The sequence below is a fragment of the Thermoplasmata archaeon genome (genome assembly GCA_038874435.1).
GTDB lineage: Archaea > Thermoplasmatota > Thermoplasmata > Lutacidiplasmatales > SKW197 > SKW197.
Genome location: JAVZCK010000004.1, coordinates 61,696 through 77,932, shown reverse-complemented (window position 1 = coordinate 77,932; position 16,237 = coordinate 61,696). Strand labels below are relative to the sequence as shown.

12 protein-coding genes are annotated in these 16,237 nt (G+C 40.3%); 9 read left to right on the top strand and 3 right to left on the bottom strand.

The window, feature by feature from the left end; translation table 11 throughout:
* The first annotated feature begins 93 nt into the window (after window positions 1-93).
* Complete coding sequence (locus QXD64_02670; GenBank protein ID MEM3396219.1) at window positions 94-1,608, top strand: hypothetical protein; 1,515 nt, start codon at window positions 94-96, stop codon at window positions 1,606-1,608.
* On the opposite strand, the gene QXD64_02665 is transcribed toward QXD64_02670, so the two are convergent.
* Window positions 1,605-2,159, bottom strand: coding sequence for a VIT1/CCC1 transporter family protein (locus QXD64_02665; protein ID MEM3396218.1), 555 nt, complete (start codon window positions 2,157-2,159; stop codon window positions 1,605-1,607). The genes QXD64_02670 and QXD64_02665 overlap by 4 nt on opposite strands.
* A gap of 154 nt (window positions 2,160-2,313) precedes the next feature.
* On the opposite strand from QXD64_02665, the gene QXD64_02660 reads away from it, so the two are divergent.
* From QXD64_02660 to QXD64_02645, 4 genes are read left to right on the top strand one after another with little or no spacing between them, the layout of a single operon-like run.
* Window positions 2,314-3,771: an FGGY family carbohydrate kinase gene (locus tag QXD64_02660; protein MEM3396217.1), complete on the top strand. Its 1,458-nt coding sequence runs from the start codon at window positions 2,314-2,316 to the stop codon at window positions 3,769-3,771.
* 57 nt (window positions 3,772-3,828) lie between these two features.
* On the top strand, window positions 3,829-5,862 hold the full coding sequence (locus QXD64_02655; GenBank protein ID MEM3396216.1) for a hypothetical protein: 2,034 nt from the start codon (window positions 3,829-3,831) through the stop codon (window positions 5,860-5,862).
* A gap of 32 nt (window positions 5,863-5,894) precedes the next feature.
* On the top strand, window positions 5,895-7,013 hold the full coding sequence (locus QXD64_02650; GenBank protein ID MEM3396215.1) for a pyridoxal phosphate-dependent aminotransferase: 1,119 nt from the start codon (window positions 5,895-5,897) through the stop codon (window positions 7,011-7,013).
* 6 nt (window positions 7,014-7,019) lie between these two features.
* Window positions 7,020-8,009 (top strand): glycosyltransferase family 4 protein, encoded by a 990-nt coding sequence (locus QXD64_02645; protein ID MEM3396214.1) that lies wholly within the window; start codon window positions 7,020-7,022, stop codon window positions 8,007-8,009.
* 22 nt (window positions 8,010-8,031) lie between these two features.
* Here QXD64_02645 and QXD64_02640 read toward each other — a convergent pair whose 3' ends face one another.
* Window positions 8,032-9,639: an asparagine synthase C-terminal domain-containing protein gene (locus QXD64_02640; protein ID MEM3396213.1), complete on the bottom strand. Its 1,608-nt coding sequence runs from the start codon at window positions 9,637-9,639 to the stop codon at window positions 8,032-8,034.
* 209 nt (window positions 9,640-9,848) lie between these two features.
* Here QXD64_02640 and QXD64_02635 point away from each other — a divergent pair, with 209 nt between their 5' ends.
* From QXD64_02635 to QXD64_02620, 4 genes are read left to right on the top strand one after another with little or no spacing between them, the layout of a single operon-like run.
* On the top strand, window positions 9,849-10,919 hold the full coding sequence (locus QXD64_02635; protein ID MEM3396212.1) for a glucose-1-phosphate thymidylyltransferase: 1,071 nt from the start codon (window positions 9,849-9,851) through the stop codon (window positions 10,917-10,919).
* Window position 10,920: 1 nt separating this feature from the next.
* Window positions 10,921-11,787 carry an SDR family oxidoreductase gene (locus QXD64_02630; GenBank protein MEM3396211.1) on the top strand — a complete coding sequence of 289 codons (867 nt, stop codon included), beginning with the start codon at window positions 10,921-10,923 and terminating at the stop codon, window positions 11,785-11,787.
* Window positions 11,774-13,237: a lipopolysaccharide biosynthesis protein gene (locus QXD64_02625; protein ID MEM3396210.1), complete on the top strand. Its 1,464-nt coding sequence runs from the start codon at window positions 11,774-11,776 to the stop codon at window positions 13,235-13,237. Before QXD64_02630 ends, QXD64_02625 begins: the two co-directional genes overlap by 14 nt.
* Window positions 13,238-13,278: 41 nt before the next feature.
* Window positions 13,279-14,247: a glycosyltransferase family 2 protein gene (locus QXD64_02620; protein ID MEM3396209.1), complete on the top strand. Its 969-nt coding sequence runs from the start codon at window positions 13,279-13,281 to the stop codon at window positions 14,245-14,247.
* On the opposite strand, the gene QXD64_02615 is transcribed toward QXD64_02620, so the two are convergent.
* Window positions 14,242-16,146 (bottom strand): hypothetical protein, encoded by a 1,905-nt coding sequence (locus QXD64_02615; protein ID MEM3396208.1) that lies wholly within the window; start codon window positions 16,144-16,146, stop codon window positions 14,242-14,244. The genes QXD64_02620 and QXD64_02615 overlap by 6 nt on opposite strands.
* Window positions 16,147-16,237 lie beyond the last annotated feature (91 nt).

The window sequence follows — 16,237 nt, the reverse complement described above, 5'->3', positions numbered from 1 at the left end:
CCTGTGTTCAATTGGATTAATGGTTCTCTCGTAGATAAGGTTTCTGGTTTTTCCGATATAAACCTTTTTATCCTCCCTCTCAATGTATGGGCAATGGGAAGAATCAAGAAGGCAAGAGGGATTAAAGCCGCCTCCAGGATGAGCAGGGAGAAACTGCTTGAAAATGCAGAGGTTCTTGCCGAACATCCAGAGAAGCTATTGCCTGTGTGCAGCAACGAGTGCACGCTCTGCATTTTTGCAGGGTTGAAGGAGAAGCTGAAGGCAGTGAGTGCGGTGAGCGATAGCAAGAGCAAACTGAAATGGAAGATGTTGTTCGGAAACAAATTTGTCAAAGCGTATGCTGGCTTCCTTACAATTCGTTTCTCTGACTCTCTGGCAGTCCTTGCGGCTGTAAAACTACCATTTGGCACCTACAGTTTTGCGATGCGTGGCAGTGCCCCTAAGGAACTCCAGCTTGCAGTTCAGCACTTTGATGAGCCAATGTGCAAGGCACTTGCATACCTTAGCTTTGCGAAAAAGGGCTACTTCTTCTTTGTTGCGGACGATGTTTATTGCACGGGCAGAGAGTTAAAGATGCCTGAGCCATTCAAAAAACAGGCTCTGAAAGGACTTGGATACAAACTGGTTGAAAAGGAAGGCATGCTTACATGTGGTCATGAAAACCCAGCCCTCGTAGTGAGATTGGCAAACAATGAGTTTAAGGTGCGGGTCTGCAACAGATGTGCAAGCGGGGACATAAACTTGCTTTCCAGATTAACCGAGAAAATTCTTGGAAGAAACATTGACAGGTTGTTTAGGGTCTCGTTTGAGCCACACTACGAGTGCAATAGCAATTGTAAGGACTGCGTCCTCAAACAGTTTTATAACGAGCAAATTGAGAAGAATTACAAGGTGGGAAAAAGAAGCGATGCTGCAACCCTGCAGGAGTATGGAAAAAGTTTTGAGGCAGGGTTGAGGGGCAGAGAGAAGAAGGTGTATGTGGCGGGAGAGAATTGCTTTGGATCTGATGCAGAAAAATTTGCAGGCGAGATTGCCTCAAATGAGGAGGAAAAGAAAATTGTGTTGAAGGCACTGGAAAAGGTCGAAGGGGCTGTGGTGCTAAAGGAGGTTTCGTTTGGCAAATTTCTTGAGGCAGTGTGGAATGAAGCTGGAAAAGAACTTCTTGCGATGGTCTCAAGTCCTGAGATTGCAGAGCGGCTGTTTGTAGAGGATGCGAAGAATCCCGCAGAGATTTTACGGAAGGCAAGACTGGAGTTTGAGCGGGCGAAGGTTCTGAGCGTTTTGCCAGAGTTCAGGAAACTGCCCCAGCTTGCAAAATTCATCCACGAGATTGCAGTGGAATTTCTGGTTGCAGGGAAAGCGACTGCAATTGCTGCTATCACTGGAAGGAAACTGGAAGATACGAAGATGAAAGTAATTGCCTATGCCTTCCTGGTTAATTTTGGCGTTGAGGATGCTCATGCCTGGCAGTTCACAAAGGAGGAGAAAGAACTTGGAAAGAGTTTGGCAGGGCATGTGGGGGAATTGCTTGCCTCAAAAGGTGAGAAATACAAGGAGAAATTGAATGAAATTTTGAAGTTTTCTGGTTCTGGTGAGGAAGCGGGCTAATGCCCGAGTTCAAATGCTCTGGTAATAATTGTGACGAGAATACCTACAATCAGCATTGCAATTCCGGAGCGAAGCATGTTTTCCTTTGTCATGTATCCAGAGTACATGCCTAGGAAGAAAAGGGTGACAATGCCAAGGAAGAAGGAGAAAACTGCACCGAGGGTTATGCATGCGAACAGAACAAAGGGGATAACTGGTATCACTGCACCAAGAAATGAGAAACCTCCATGGGTAATTGTGTCAATCAGCAGTTTCTTCCAGACCTCTTTACCGAGCTTGGTTTTTGCTAGTGTGCCTTTTTTCTGAAGCATTGCTTTTTCTAGTTTTCTCAATTTCATCTGCTCCACTGTTCGCTCTGCCATGAAACCGCCGAACCCATTTGAGATGCCAAGCCCGACACCGACACTTATGCCCGCGGTGACTATAAGTTGTGATGCGGCCTGAGCTGCACTTAAACCCATTACAGTTGCAAGGCTGCCCACAACGCCATCTATCGTGCCTAATACAGTGTACCTTGCGGGAATTTTTTGGAGTAATTTTTCTACATCCATTCCATGCTAGAATTAGGTTCTTGAATAAAAACCTTTTCAAGTCGGCTGGGTTTGATGTCGCACAAGCACAATCTAAAAGTAAGTAATATATACCTTTAACATATTTCCCTGCCAATAACTGCATACAAATGGAGTTAATGGAATGTGATGAAGCATGGTAAGGTGTGTGGCCGTAATTGATGTTGGACAAACGAAGGTAAGGTCTCTGGTAATAAGTGAATCTGGAGACATTCTTGGAAATGCAATTCATGAATTTCCCACAACTTCTCCAGTTCCAGGTGCAATGGAGCAGAATCCAGAGCATTGGTATGGGTCCGCTGTCCACACGATGCGGCAAGCGGTGGCAATGGCAGGGAAGAATGCTGAGATAATTGCTGTGGCTGTGACGAATGACCCTGGCGTTGTCGTCCCAATGGATGAACTTGGAAGGAATCTCTATCCTGGCATCTGCTGGCTTGATACTAGAACTTCTCAGGGCATAGAACATTTCAGAGAGGTGTTTCCACAGCGTCATGGACTCTACAAAATTTTGTTATTGCGGGACTACTTTGCGGATGCATTTTATCGCACTTTCAAGTTTGGAACCCCACTCACTTATATCATCCACAAGCTCTGCAGAAGGTTTGCAATAGATACTACAAATGCACCAGCGCTTGGCATGGACATAAAGTCAATGAAATGGGATCAAAGTTTGCTCAACCAGTGCGGAATTCCTGTAGAAATGCTGCCTGAGATCTTTCCACCAGGCACAATCGTGGGTGCATTGAACCTGGAAACAGCAAGAGATATGGACCTTCCTGAGAACATCTCGGTGATTCTCGGTGGTGCCAATATGCAGTGTGCTGCAGTCGGAGTTGGAGCCATCAGAGATGCTACATCAAAAATTACGCTGGACATCAATCTCAACATAGATGTGTGTGTCTCAGAACCAATGTTTGATTACTTTGATAAACCCACAAAAATGTACATGCTCCCACATGCAGTCGAGGGTAAGTGGATTTTGGAAGCCTCGCTTCCTGGCACTGGGCTCTCCTTAAGATGGTTCAGAGATAACTGCTGTGCTGATTTGATTCTAGATGCTAAAAGAGCAAACCGTGATCCTTACGATGTAATGAATGTGCTTGCGGAGCGCTCCCAGCCAGGTGCTGAGGGTGTATTGTTTATTCCATTGATGCTTTACGGTAAGGGAGTGTTTTACAATCTAGATTTGAATCTGAAAAGAAACTCAATGATCAGGGCAATTATGGAGGGAACTGCTTACTCTACTAGATTTTTCCTTGAAATGATGCATGGCCTCAATGCATTCGCAACTGAAGTTTATTTAGAGGGAAGTGGGGCTAGATCCAAAGTATGGAGACAGATAATGGCCGATGTTGTGGGAAGACCGGTGTCGCTTACCCATGCTAGCACTGAGGCTGCAGGAATGGGGGCGGCAGTGATTGCTTTCACCTCGTTGGGAATGTACGAGGGCATTAATCGGGCCGCGGACTCAATGATAGAAGAAATAGAGAGGGTGAAGCCAAGAGGAGAATTTGCAGATTTGTATGCACGACACTATCAGAAGTTTCAGGAATTGTTGATGATGGTTGGGAGTGATACAGGCACAATTTAATGAAGCAACATAAAAATCTATATATAATTTTGTTCCTATTCCATAGCAGTGATGGATATGGATGTTGTGTTGCCAGTAACAAGGATTGTGCTTTACAAGCATGGAGTGGGGTATTTTGAACGAAGAGGAAAAATTGCGGGAGAGAAGCAAGTGAAGCTCTTCTTCAAAAAAGAGATGATGAACGATATTCTGAAATCGCTCTCAGTGTTCTGCTTTGGTAAGGGACAGATATCAAGTATTTCTTATGAAACACCAGAGGACATCTCAAAGTTGATTGAGGAAAAAGCGGTGAAAGTGCCAGAGCGAGAGGCGTTGATAGGTCTTTTCAGACAATTGAAGGGTTACAGCGTAGAAATTCAGACCAACACAGAAACTGTAAGAGGTAAGGTGATGGGAACTGAGGAACCGCAGCATGAAGGCGAGAAAATTATGGTGCAGGGCACCATAGATGAAAGAAAATATGTGGTGCTTTACTGCGAGGATGGAAGCGTGCGAAGTGTGGAGGCAAGCAAAATTGGTTCTTACAAGATTCTTGATGCAGAGGCAAGTGACGACCTTGAGTTTTTCTTGGAGGCAGTGACTTCTGAGCGAAAGAAAAACCTCAGAGGTGTGACAATCTTTGTGGATGCAGAGAATCTGGAGCTGGCAGTGAGTTACATTGCTCAGATGCCATCCTGGCGTGTGTCTTACAGAGTGGTTCACGAAAAAGAGAAAGCGTTTATTTTTGGCTGGGGGCATATTGATAATGTGCTTGATGAAGACCTGAAGGATATAAAGGTAAGTTTGGTTGCTGGAAAACCAATTTCATTCATCTATGATATTTATACACCTCCCTATGTGTTCAGACCCATGGTAAAGGAGGAGGCAAGAGGTGTGAAGGGACCAATTGAGCTGGAGACGAAGCAGGAAGAGCTTGCAGAGGCAGATTTTGCAGCAGAAGCCACTTATGAAATGCCACCACCAGCTGCGAGTGCCGAATATGAGGCAATGCCCATGGAAAGCAGAAGAGTGATGGCTCATTCTGGTGGGAAGCGGGCGAGAGCAAGGGAAGCAATGCCCGAGCCAACAGCAGCAGTGATGGGTGCAAGTGCACCTGTGAAAACCCAGACAATTGAACTGGGCGAGTTTTTCAAATATGAAATTTTGCATCCAATTACTGTTAAGAGGAGACAGAGTGCGATGGTGCCCATAATTCAGTCGGAACTGGGGTTGGCAAAGGAGCATGTCTATAACCGCCAGAAAAACCAGAGAAATCCGATGGTAACAATGCGTGGCAAAAACACCACAGGGCTTGTGCTTGAAAGAGGGCCTGTTGTAGTTGTGGACGAGGGGACTTATGTGGGTGAGGCGATTTTACCCTACACAGTGCCAGATGGCGAGATTCAAATTCCATATTCAATTGATATGGGTGTCGTGGTTACAGAAAACATTCGAACGAGCACTGTCTTCAAGGGGTTGTACATCCAGGATGTTTACCTGGTGAGAGAGAATTATGAGGAAATTGTCACAGAATACACTATTGAAAACAAAAACAATGAGGAAATAAATTTGGTAATTGAGCATCCGAAAAATTCGATGTATGAGCTTGTGGACACACCGAAGCCAACAGAAGAAACTGAGAATTACTACAGATGGAAATCCGGTGTTAAGGGTAAGACCCAGACCAAATTTGAGGTGAAGCAGAGACGTGTAATTTCTTATTCTGAAGAGATAAGGCATCTGTCGCTGAATACCCTGGAATGGTATTTGAATGAGAAGAAAATTGGAAAACAGGACTACGAATGGATGAAGCGTATCATTGAATTACAGGCGAGCATAAATGAGAGAAGAAACAGGATTGCAAAAATGGATGAGGAATACAACAGAATCTTTGTTGACCAGGAAAGGATAAGGCAGAACATTCAGGCATTGCACACAGAGGGAAAGGAAGGGGCAATGCGGCTGAAGTATGTGGAGACATTGGGGAAGCAGGAGGAACGCCTCAATGAAATCTTGCAGTTGAAGGAGAAAATTAACAAAGAAATTGAGAAAATTGAGGACGAGATTTATGCACTGCTGAATAAGAAAGGAAATGTGGTAATTGGCCGATAAATTTATTTAGAGTTTTAAGTTATGGCGATGTGGTGATTACCATTCCAGAGATAAAGGATGTGTTTGTTTACGCTCACAAGCACAGAAACGAGATAATCTGGATGAGCCAGAATACGAACCATTTGCCCACTACGGATGCAATTGAGAAAGCTGTGATTGAGGCATTGCGGGAAAAAGAATACAATTTTTATCCTTACACCCATGGAATTTTCGGATTGAGGGAGGCAATTCTTGAAGATTTGGGGCTGCCTTTGCAGGAATTTGAGTGCCTGCTTACAGCTGGAGGCACAGAGTCGCTTTACATCACTACAAGGGCTTTGCTCAAGCATGGTGATGTGGTAATTACGAGTGACCCAAGCTACTTGATAATTCATCGGTTCATAGAGTTGTCAGGTGCTAGATGCACGGATTTCCCAATCTACAGACCGCCATGGAAATACAACATTGATGAGGTGAACGAGGCGATTACAAAGAAGACAGAGATGATTTTGTTGATTGACCCGTTGAATCCGCTGGGCAGTTCTTACACCAGAGATGAAGTGAAAGCCATTTGTGAGATTGCAAAGGACAATAAGCTGTATGTGTTACATGACATCACTTACAGGGACTTTGCAGATAGCCATACACTGGCGACAGAGTTTTTACCTGAGGCGAGCATAGTGGTTTATTCTGTGTCCAAAAACTGTGGGTTAGCGGGAATGCGAACAGGGGCACTTGTGGCTCATAGAGAGTTAATGAACAAACTCAGGCCTTATAACACAAATGACCTCTCAATCAATGTGCTCGGGCAGAGGGCTGCACTGGCTGCGCTGCAAACGAAAAAAGAGTGGTTCCCAAAGGTGAAGGAGGTTTGCAGGCGAAACCAGGCCCATATCAAGGAGGCCTGCGATAAGATTGAGGGTGTGTTCCTGCCTGTTTATCCTTCGCAAGCCAACATGTTTGTGATTGACATCAGCAAGACCGGAATAATTCCAGATGCTGTGCAGAATGAGTTGCTTTACGAACACAAAATCTTTGTCCGCTCAGGCACCTATGTCTCAAAACGCTTTGGCCAGAACTTCATCAGAGTTTCCTTCTCTGTGCCCGAGGAACACGCCATTGCCTTCAAGGAAAAGTTCCCAATGGTGATGGAGAAGTTGGGGAGGAAGTAGAGAAAAATGGAGAAAAATGAAATTGTATTTGTATCTAGAGCCTTTTTGAGATTTCAAAATACAGTTATAGGTTTCCTCTCACAGAAATATATAGTGAAGTGTATAAAATTTCAAGGATTTTTATCAATATTAGAAATTCTTAAAACTTTGAAACAAAATAACCTTTGCATCATATATTTTGCAGGAAGGTCTGCATTGGTTACGATACTTTTATCTAAGTTGAAAAGATGTCGGACAGTCGTCATTGCAGCCGGGTATGATATAGCTAAAGAGCATCAACTTAACACATTCGACTGGATACGTATTAAAATCTATTCTAAACCTGCTTTAATCTTTGCAGATTATGTTATAGTAGTGAGTAAATACTTGGAAAAAGAGATGCTATCATTTGTCACGCCAAAGAAACACTTTTTAAGTTATGGACCAAACTCAGTAGATGTAACCTTTTTCACACCTAATGGCAAAAAAGATGAGAATCTTATAATTTCTGTTGGAGCAATTGAGGAAAAATATTTAAAGAAAAAAGGTTTTCATGTATTTGTTGAATGCGCAAAAAGATTACCAAACTTAAATTTTATTTGGGTTGGTTTCTTAAAAGATCCGTCTTTTCTTAAAAAAATAAATGTTCCCCCAAATCTAAAAATTCTACATGACCTTTCGGATACAGAGCTTCGTGATTTGATGAGGAAAGCAAGTGTCTATTGTCAACTCAGTAAAATAGAGGGATTTGGTATGGCCATAGCTGAGGCGATGGCATGTGAGTGTGTACCAGTAGTGACTAAAGGCGGTGCAATTCCCGAGCTTGTTGGCGATACAGGAATATATGTACACTATTGCGATGTAGAGGGTACTATTAAAGGAATCAAACTTGCACTTTCAAAGCGTGATTTGGGGAAAAAAGCAAGAGAGAGAATAGTTCAAAAATTTTCGAAAGAGGTGCATAAAGATTACTTTTTAAACATTATTGATGGAATTTATAAAAACATAAAAAAATAAGAAATATAATATTTCTCGCTTTTCAGCTTATGCCTGTGTGTGCTAAACACCATTCTGCTACATGGCCTGGAGTGTTAATCAAATAGTATCTTTTGCCAAGTTCCATAATTATTGGATTCAGCACAGAGGCAAAATTGTTCTCGTCGGTACGGAAAAGATTTTTTATTGGAATTCTTGTGATAGATGGGCAGGCTACCTCAAATAGATACCTTAAATACGGTGTCACCGGTAATTCTTTGACGATTTTGAAATATAACTTTAACTTAAATCCTTTTGCAAATGCTTTTTGGTCAAAAATAATATCTAAAGGTCTGAAAATATATTCTTTTATTGTGTCTGCATATAGGTTTTTATTTACTTTATAATGGAGTGGTAACCTTCTGAAGAACTCTACCAAATCTATGTCCCATAGAGGAATAGCGTGCCTATAACCGAAGAACTCATAAGTTCTGTTAGAATTGATGATATATTTTGCTTGCCTTTCTTTCAAGTTCCAATTCTCGTCAATAGAATAGAGAAGAGAACCCTGAGCAGCACACTTAGTTATGTAAGAAAATATTTTCTCCTTAACTGCTGGAGCAATAGGCACATGTCCGTTCAACACATAGTGTTTTACAGTAAGCGTATGAAGACACATTCTCACACTCTTTGGTATCGGTAATTTTCGTATGTGTGAACCTCCTAGGAAATCACCACTGTGTCCGGGCACTATAACGCTATTTTCAGAAATATTCTCTTTTTCATGCAAAAATTTAAAAACAAAAAAGTCCTGAAGGTGAAGGGTTGAGACATAATTAAAACCATATTTATAAAAATCATAAAACCATTGAGTATGCGTATAGTTTTTAGGAATTATCTTATCGTTCTGTTCCACAAAGTGCCATGTATATCCCAATTTTTCCGATACTTTTTGAGCCGTAAGGACTTCTGAGCTATCTCTTTTTCCGTAAGTATAGCAGATAACATTTTTATAACCAAGAATTTTTAGCAAAGCTACGATTAGCCTTGAGTCAAACCCACCACTTAGTGGAACAACAATAGGCGCACCAGCCGCAAAAATAATAAGTCTACTTATTGCATTTGTTAAGATATCTAACAAATTAGATTGTAGTTCTTTCTCGGATAAGGTCGAAAGTTCATCGTTTTTGACGGTGTAATTATGATAAAATCGCCTAAAAAATTTCCTCGAGTTTAATTCTATAATCTCTCCTGCTTGAAGTTGCCTTAAGTTTTTCAGTAAGGTAGCATCTCCTGTTACATAACCACACTTTAAAAACTCATTTGATGATATTGAATCTAATTTTAGATTAAGTAATTGCTGGAGATAAAAAGCATCATCTGAAATGTATACTGTGTTGTTGTGAATGGTGTAGAATAGAGGGAATGTTCGTGTGATGTCTGAAGCTAGATAAATTTTTTCCTCTTTTTTTGTCACTATCACAAAGATCCCATGAAAGGATTTCAATGCTGTAACAATTTTCGAAAAGGTATCTATACTATCGATTAGACGGGCAAAATCATGATTTCGACAAAGTTTATTTTCTTTTATGACATATCCCTTTACATATGTATTATTATATTTATACCAGGGAAATCCATACTGATAGTTCAATATTATCTGCATTTCCATTAGTTACCACCTTCAATACAGACCATTGGAGATACGCCAAGTTCTTATTATTTTTCACAACCAAAGGGGTTATTTATATGCTTTGATATCGGTGCAGGACAAAAATTCGATACCAGCTGGTGAAGGAGGAGAAAAAGCCAGATAATCTATTTTGTCCTACAGTCAAGCCAACCATAATCTTTAACTATTGTGTTGGTTTTTCCATCATTATGAAAGGAGTTGTGTTATCTGGTGGTGCCGGAACGAGGTTGAGACCATTGACACACACGGGTCCAAAACAGCTTATTCCCATAGCGAACAAGCCGAACATCGTTTACTGCATTGAAGACTTGAGAAACGCAGGTATAACTGACATTGCTGTGATTCTTGGCAACAATATGCCAGAAAAGGTAAAGGAGTTGCTTGGAGATGGGTCAAATTACGGTGTAAAAATCACCTACATTTATCAGGGAGAGCCAAAGGGCATTGCCCACGCCGTTGGTTTAACAGAGGAGTTTGTGGGGGATGAACCATTTGTGGTCTATCTCGGAGATAATCTTCTCATTGGTGGTATTGGCGGCTTGGTTCAGGCATTTGAAAAGACAGGTGCGGAATCAGTAATCGGGTTGTGTGAAGTTCCAAATCCACAAAAATTCGGGATTGCAGTGCTCAATGAACGCAAAGAGATTGTTCGTGTGATTGAAAAACCCAAGGAGCCACCAACAAATTTAGCTATCATAGGTATCTATCTTTTCCGCAAATCAGTATTTGAAATGATAAAGAAACTCAAGCCATCCTGGCGAAACGAACTTGAAATCACAGATGCAATCCAGATGTTAATAGATGCTAAACTCCCAGTTCATGCATACATAGTCACGGGTTGGTGGAAGGACACAGGAACGCCAGAAGACATTCTTGAAGCAAATCGTGTAGTGCTTGAATATCTTGAGCCAAAAGTGGAAGGCACTGTGGAGGAAGGTGCAGAAGTCACAGGAAAAGTTACCATAGGGAAAAATTCAATTGTAAAGAAGGGTGCACGGGTCCGTGGTCCCGCAATAATTGGAGACAACACGATTATAGAAGGAGATGCTTACATTGGGCCATACACTGCAATCGGGAATAACTGTAAGATTACTGGTGTGGAAATAGAGTTTTCTATAATCCTAGCAAACACTGAGATAAATTATGAGGGCCGAATTGTTGATTCCCTAATTGGTGCCAACACAAAGATTTTCAAGGGCGAGAAAAAGCCAAAGGGACAAAGGTTAATATTGGGCGAGAACTCAAGCATATGGGTGTGATATGCAAATCCTAATTACAGGTGCTGCAGGGCTTTTAGGTTATGCCACATACCTTAAACTTTCCAATACTTACAATGTGATTCCAGCATGTCACTCATCAAAAATACCCGATAGAAGTTGTGTGGAAATAGATGTTGCTAGAAAAGAAAATTTTGAGAGAATAAATAGAGTGGATGTTGTTGTTCACACTGCAGCTTTAACAAATGTTGACAGATGCGAAAAAGAACCAGAACTGGCTTATCAGATTAATGTTGTCGGCACAAAAAATGCAGTTGATTTTGCAAGAAAATGGAATGCCTACATTGTTTACATCTCAACCGATTATGTGTTTGATGGAGAAAAGGGCAACTATAGAGAAGAAGAACCAGTTAACCCGATAAGCGTTTATGGGCAGACCAAATTGGAGGGTGAAAAGTTTGTCCTGGATTACGGAAATGGCTGTGTCCTTCGCTGTTGTGGAAACTTTGGCTGGAAAAAAACCTGGCAAAAACATAATTTCGTCTCTTGGGTGCATGAGTCATTGAGAAATGAGAAGGAGATAACCATTGCTTCTGACCTGATTTACTCACCTGTGCTTGTTGATTTTTGTGCCGAAGTGATAGAAAAATTGATTGAAAGGCAGGTAAGAGGGATTTTCCATTGTGGAAGCAGGAATGCAATCTCAAGGTTGGAGTTTGTGTATGAAATTTGTGATGCTTTTAGGTTGGATAAAGCTCTTGTCAAAGATGTTCACTCAAGTGAGCTAAACTTCACAGCTAAAAGACCTGTCAATTCCTCTTTGAATACAGAAAAACTTGAAAAAATTTTGAGGGTTCCAACCACCAGAGAAATGCTGGTAAGAATGCGTGAGACCAATGCAGGGACTTAAGGAAAAGACAGCAAAGAACATTCTGTGGGTGAGTTTGCTCAGAGTTGTAAGCTATGGCATCTCCCTGATAACCTCTTTGGTTCTGGCAAGGTTGTTGTTTCCAGATGAGTATGGAATAGTGAGCATGGCAATGGTTTTTATTGGATTCGGTGAGATTCTTGGTGATTTTGGTTTAAGTGCTGCAATTATTCAAAAGCAAAAGGAAAACATTGAAAAAGAACTTTACACTGGCGCAACCCTTCGTCTGATTTTTGCAACTGGGCTTTATCTAACAGTATTTTCCATAGCACCTTTTGTTGCAGATTTCATGGCTGAACCAAGATTGACAAATGTGATCAGAATTGCAAGCTTGCAGTTTTTCCTCACATCTGCTGGATTTGTGGTCACTGTACGCTTGACTAGAGAATTGAAATTTAACAAAATTGTGCTTGCCAATCTCTCTGGAGGACTGAGTAAGGGAATTCTAGTTATTGCTCTTGCCTTCCTCGGTTTTTCCTACTGGAGCGTGGTTTTTGGCAATCTTGCTGGTGGCTTGATCACAGTGGTTGTGCTGTATTCTTTTGTTTCCTGGAAAGTAAAATTCGTGTTTGATGTCAAAGTGGCAAAGGAACTGCTGAACTTTGGGAAGTATGTGCTGGCTGTTGGGATAATGTATTGGGCAACCCTTTCTATTGGGAAATTTGTCGTGGGGAATTCATTTGGAACAGAATCACTTGGAGCATATGAGGTTGCATGGACATGGGGTTTTGTAATTCCATCCGTAATCGGTGGTGTGTTGAATGCTGTTCTGTTTCCCACCTACTGTAAAGTGGTAGGAAATAAAGACCGTTTGAGAAAAGGTTATCTAACTACTCTCAAGTATATTTCGCTCTTTGCGTTCCCTGTTTGCATCGGTTTAATGTTTCTCGCTCCTGATTTCGTGAGAGTTGTACTTGCAGGAAATACTTCCAAATGGGACGGAGCAATACCAGTTCTTACCATAATCTCAGGATTTGCAATTCTTCCAATTCTTTGGGTACCTGCAGGAGCTATTATTGTTTCCACTGGTAATGTAAGAATAAACTTCCTCCAAACCTTAGTTGGCCTTCTGATCGTGGCGATATTTGTATGTCCCCTTTGCATACTTTTCGGTACAGTTGGTGTAGCTCTGACTTACCTGATATTTGGTTTTCCTATGTTTATATGGGTAATCTCTTTTGTAAATAAAATTATCAGCATTCACATAAGAGAGGTTTTGCAAACATCAATTCCTTCTTTTCTAGCATCAATAATAGGAGTTTGTCCAATTTTACTTATTACATTCTTTTCTCGTGAAATCTCTTTCACGATTTTCATCCTAAAAATTGCCTCCTTTACAGTGTGTTATGCAACTTCTATATACCTACTAACCAGAGGAAAAATTATCGAGGAAGTAAAAGATGTTCTAGCATTATTGAAAAAGAAGAAATAGCACCACACTCTTTAAATATGAACCATATTTTACCAGTTTTGATGGCATCAGTCCTTACAATCATTCTCAACTGGAACTGTGCGAAAGATACGATGGAAGCGATAGATTCTGTAATGGCTTCCGAGACAGAGCCACATGGCGTGGATATATTTCTTGTGGATAATGGTTCAAAGGACAACTCAGTTGAGATTTTGCGAAAGTACTTCACACAGAAAAATTACGATGTAGTTGAGATGAAAGATGTAGGAGATGTGAAACTGGAGAGGAAAGGCACAAAAAAAATTCTTTTCTATCTCTCACCAAAAAATCTCGGTTTCACTGGCGGCAACAATCTTGGGTTTGAGTTTGCACTGAAGCATGGGTATGAGTTTGTGTTCTTGTTGAATGCGGATGCTGTTGTAAATAAAGACACAATAAAAGTTCTGGTTGAGAGTTTTACAGACGAAAAGATTGCATGCGTGGGGCCAAAAGTGTATGCTTATGACTATCATGGAAGGAAGGACTATATTTCATTTGCTGGTGCAAAGATAGATCTGTGGACTTGCAAAGTTAAAAAAAGAACAGGTTTTGATACGGGACAGTATGATGAAATATTTGAAACCAGTTATGTTGAAGGATGTGCAATGATGATTCGTACTTCTGTCCTGGCCCATATTGGACTCTTTGATGAAAAATTTTTTGCATACTGGGAGGAGAGTGATTGGTGTATCAGGGCAAAAAAGCAGGGGTACAATCTATTGTATGTGCCTGCTAGTTGTATATGGCATAAAGGAGTGACAAAGTCATTGATGGAGATGAAACCTCATATTCTCTTCTTTAATAATCGAAACTCGGTATTTTTTGCAAAAAAACATTGTAGATTCTGGCTTACATACATCATTTACTGGTTTTTTTACACTCCATTTCGATTTTTTTTAAAGTTAATAATACGGACAAAAAACTTAAGATACACACTGAAAATGTTAACGACATACTGGCATGGTATTTTGAGTGGCTTGCTCTCATTATGAATAGTACATCCGAAACTGAGAGTTCATAAATGTCACATAAGAACTACCATTCAATTCTTTTAGGAAGATTGATTTTGCGGAGGTCCATTTGAAACCATACGAAACATACTGCCCCTCATAAGGCAAGAATTCCACAGTATAATTAATATCATATTTTTTTCTTACATCTAGTGTAGAAACAGAAGGAGTAAAGTAAAGTGTCATAATCACTACCTGTCCAGATAACCCTGCCTGAATATTTGGAAAGTCTGAGCTCTTACCAATATAAAGGGTTTTTGGGTTGTGATAGTCGTAAGAATCTACAGGTTGAATTGAGAGACTCTCTACAAAAAGAGGGGATTCTGTGAGGGTCTCAGCATACAATGTTTTTCCGGTTATCGCAGAAAATTGTGTATTCCCCCCATATGTAGGAAAAAGAACACGCTTTGACTCGCAAATAAATTTAGAGTAGTACGCGATTTCTACTATGGACAAAGGTGCATAATGTGGTGTCATTCGCATACTTTTTCCTTCAGCATCACCTGCTAGATCAAAATTAGGGCTGTAAATTCCGTACGCTACAGAAAACACAAGAAGGCAAGAAAGAGCAAGAACTGTAGCCTTTTCTTTTATGATGCTCTTTCGCATTTCTTTCGTAGTTTTCCACAAACGATAGAGAAATATATGTAGAAAAGTAATAACTATAAAAATTCCACACATTGCAGCGTAATAACTTCTATAATCATCATTAAAGATAGAATAGTAGAAGTAAAAAGTCATTGAAATTAACAATACACTAATGGCGATAACGAACATACTTATCTTCTTTTTATTTCTCAGAATAAAATCTATTCCAATCAGTGATAATAATGTCAAGACAATAGTTGTTACATATGGAAAATACCCAGCTTCGTAAATAAAAAGAAGTATTGTGGATACAGCCACCATAAAAAAGATTTTGAGTCTCTTATTATATCCTCTTTTTAAGAGAGCATAGATGCCTAGTGCTGAAAGAGGGACAAAAAACCCGATTTTTGAAAAGTAGACCAGGAATACTACAACAAAGGGATTTTGCGCAAGTGGCCCGAGAATTCTACCACTAATGACACTGCTTTGTTCAGAAGCATAAAATTCTCTAAATTTTACTGGTGCCAATCCTAAATAGACAAGAGCAAGTATAACAAAAATTACACTTGTAAAAAACACCCATCCGTATTTGATTACAATCTTCGGAAAGGTTGGATGAAGATTTCTTATTAATAAATCAGAGAGCTTATAAAACAGAGGTGTGAGTAAAAATGGAAAAAATAGGAAGAATGCAAAAAATAGTCCCATAAGGTGAGAGGCAATTCCTCCTATAAAAAACACAATTGCTAGTAAAAATATTTTCAATTTTTTTCTCTTTGAACTATGTTTAAACAAGAAGTAAAAAAAACAAAGAAAATAACACATAAAGAACATCACAGCAAGCAACCTAGAGCCTACTGTAAAAAAATTGGTTTCCAGGACAAAAGTGGGACAAACAATAATAAACAAGGGAGGGAGAACCCATAACAATTTGTTTCTGGACAGATATGAACTTAACAGGTACCCAGAGATGAGAAAAACTAGAATAATAAAAGAGTCGAGAATTGTGCATGCGGCAAATAAATTAGGAACATTCGTAACGGCATAGGTTGTTGCAACAAGTATCATAGGACCCGAAGTATCTGATGCGGGATACAAACCAAAAAAGGATAAAAATGGATGAAGAAGCCATGGAACTCGCGAAGTATCTATTATTGGTGCGCTCATAAACACATATGCGTACGTATCTGTGTTTCCAGGTGGATAATCTACAAAAGGATAACGCACTAAAACAGCGATAAAGAAGACCGTAATCAGTGATAAAGTAACAAATATTCTTGCGTCTTTCTTCATTGTCAGGAGAAGATACTTCCTTCTATATATCAGTTGCGAGTAGTTCAAGGGATACTCCTTCAACTTAAGAAAATTTTTGCAGGGCTAAGCG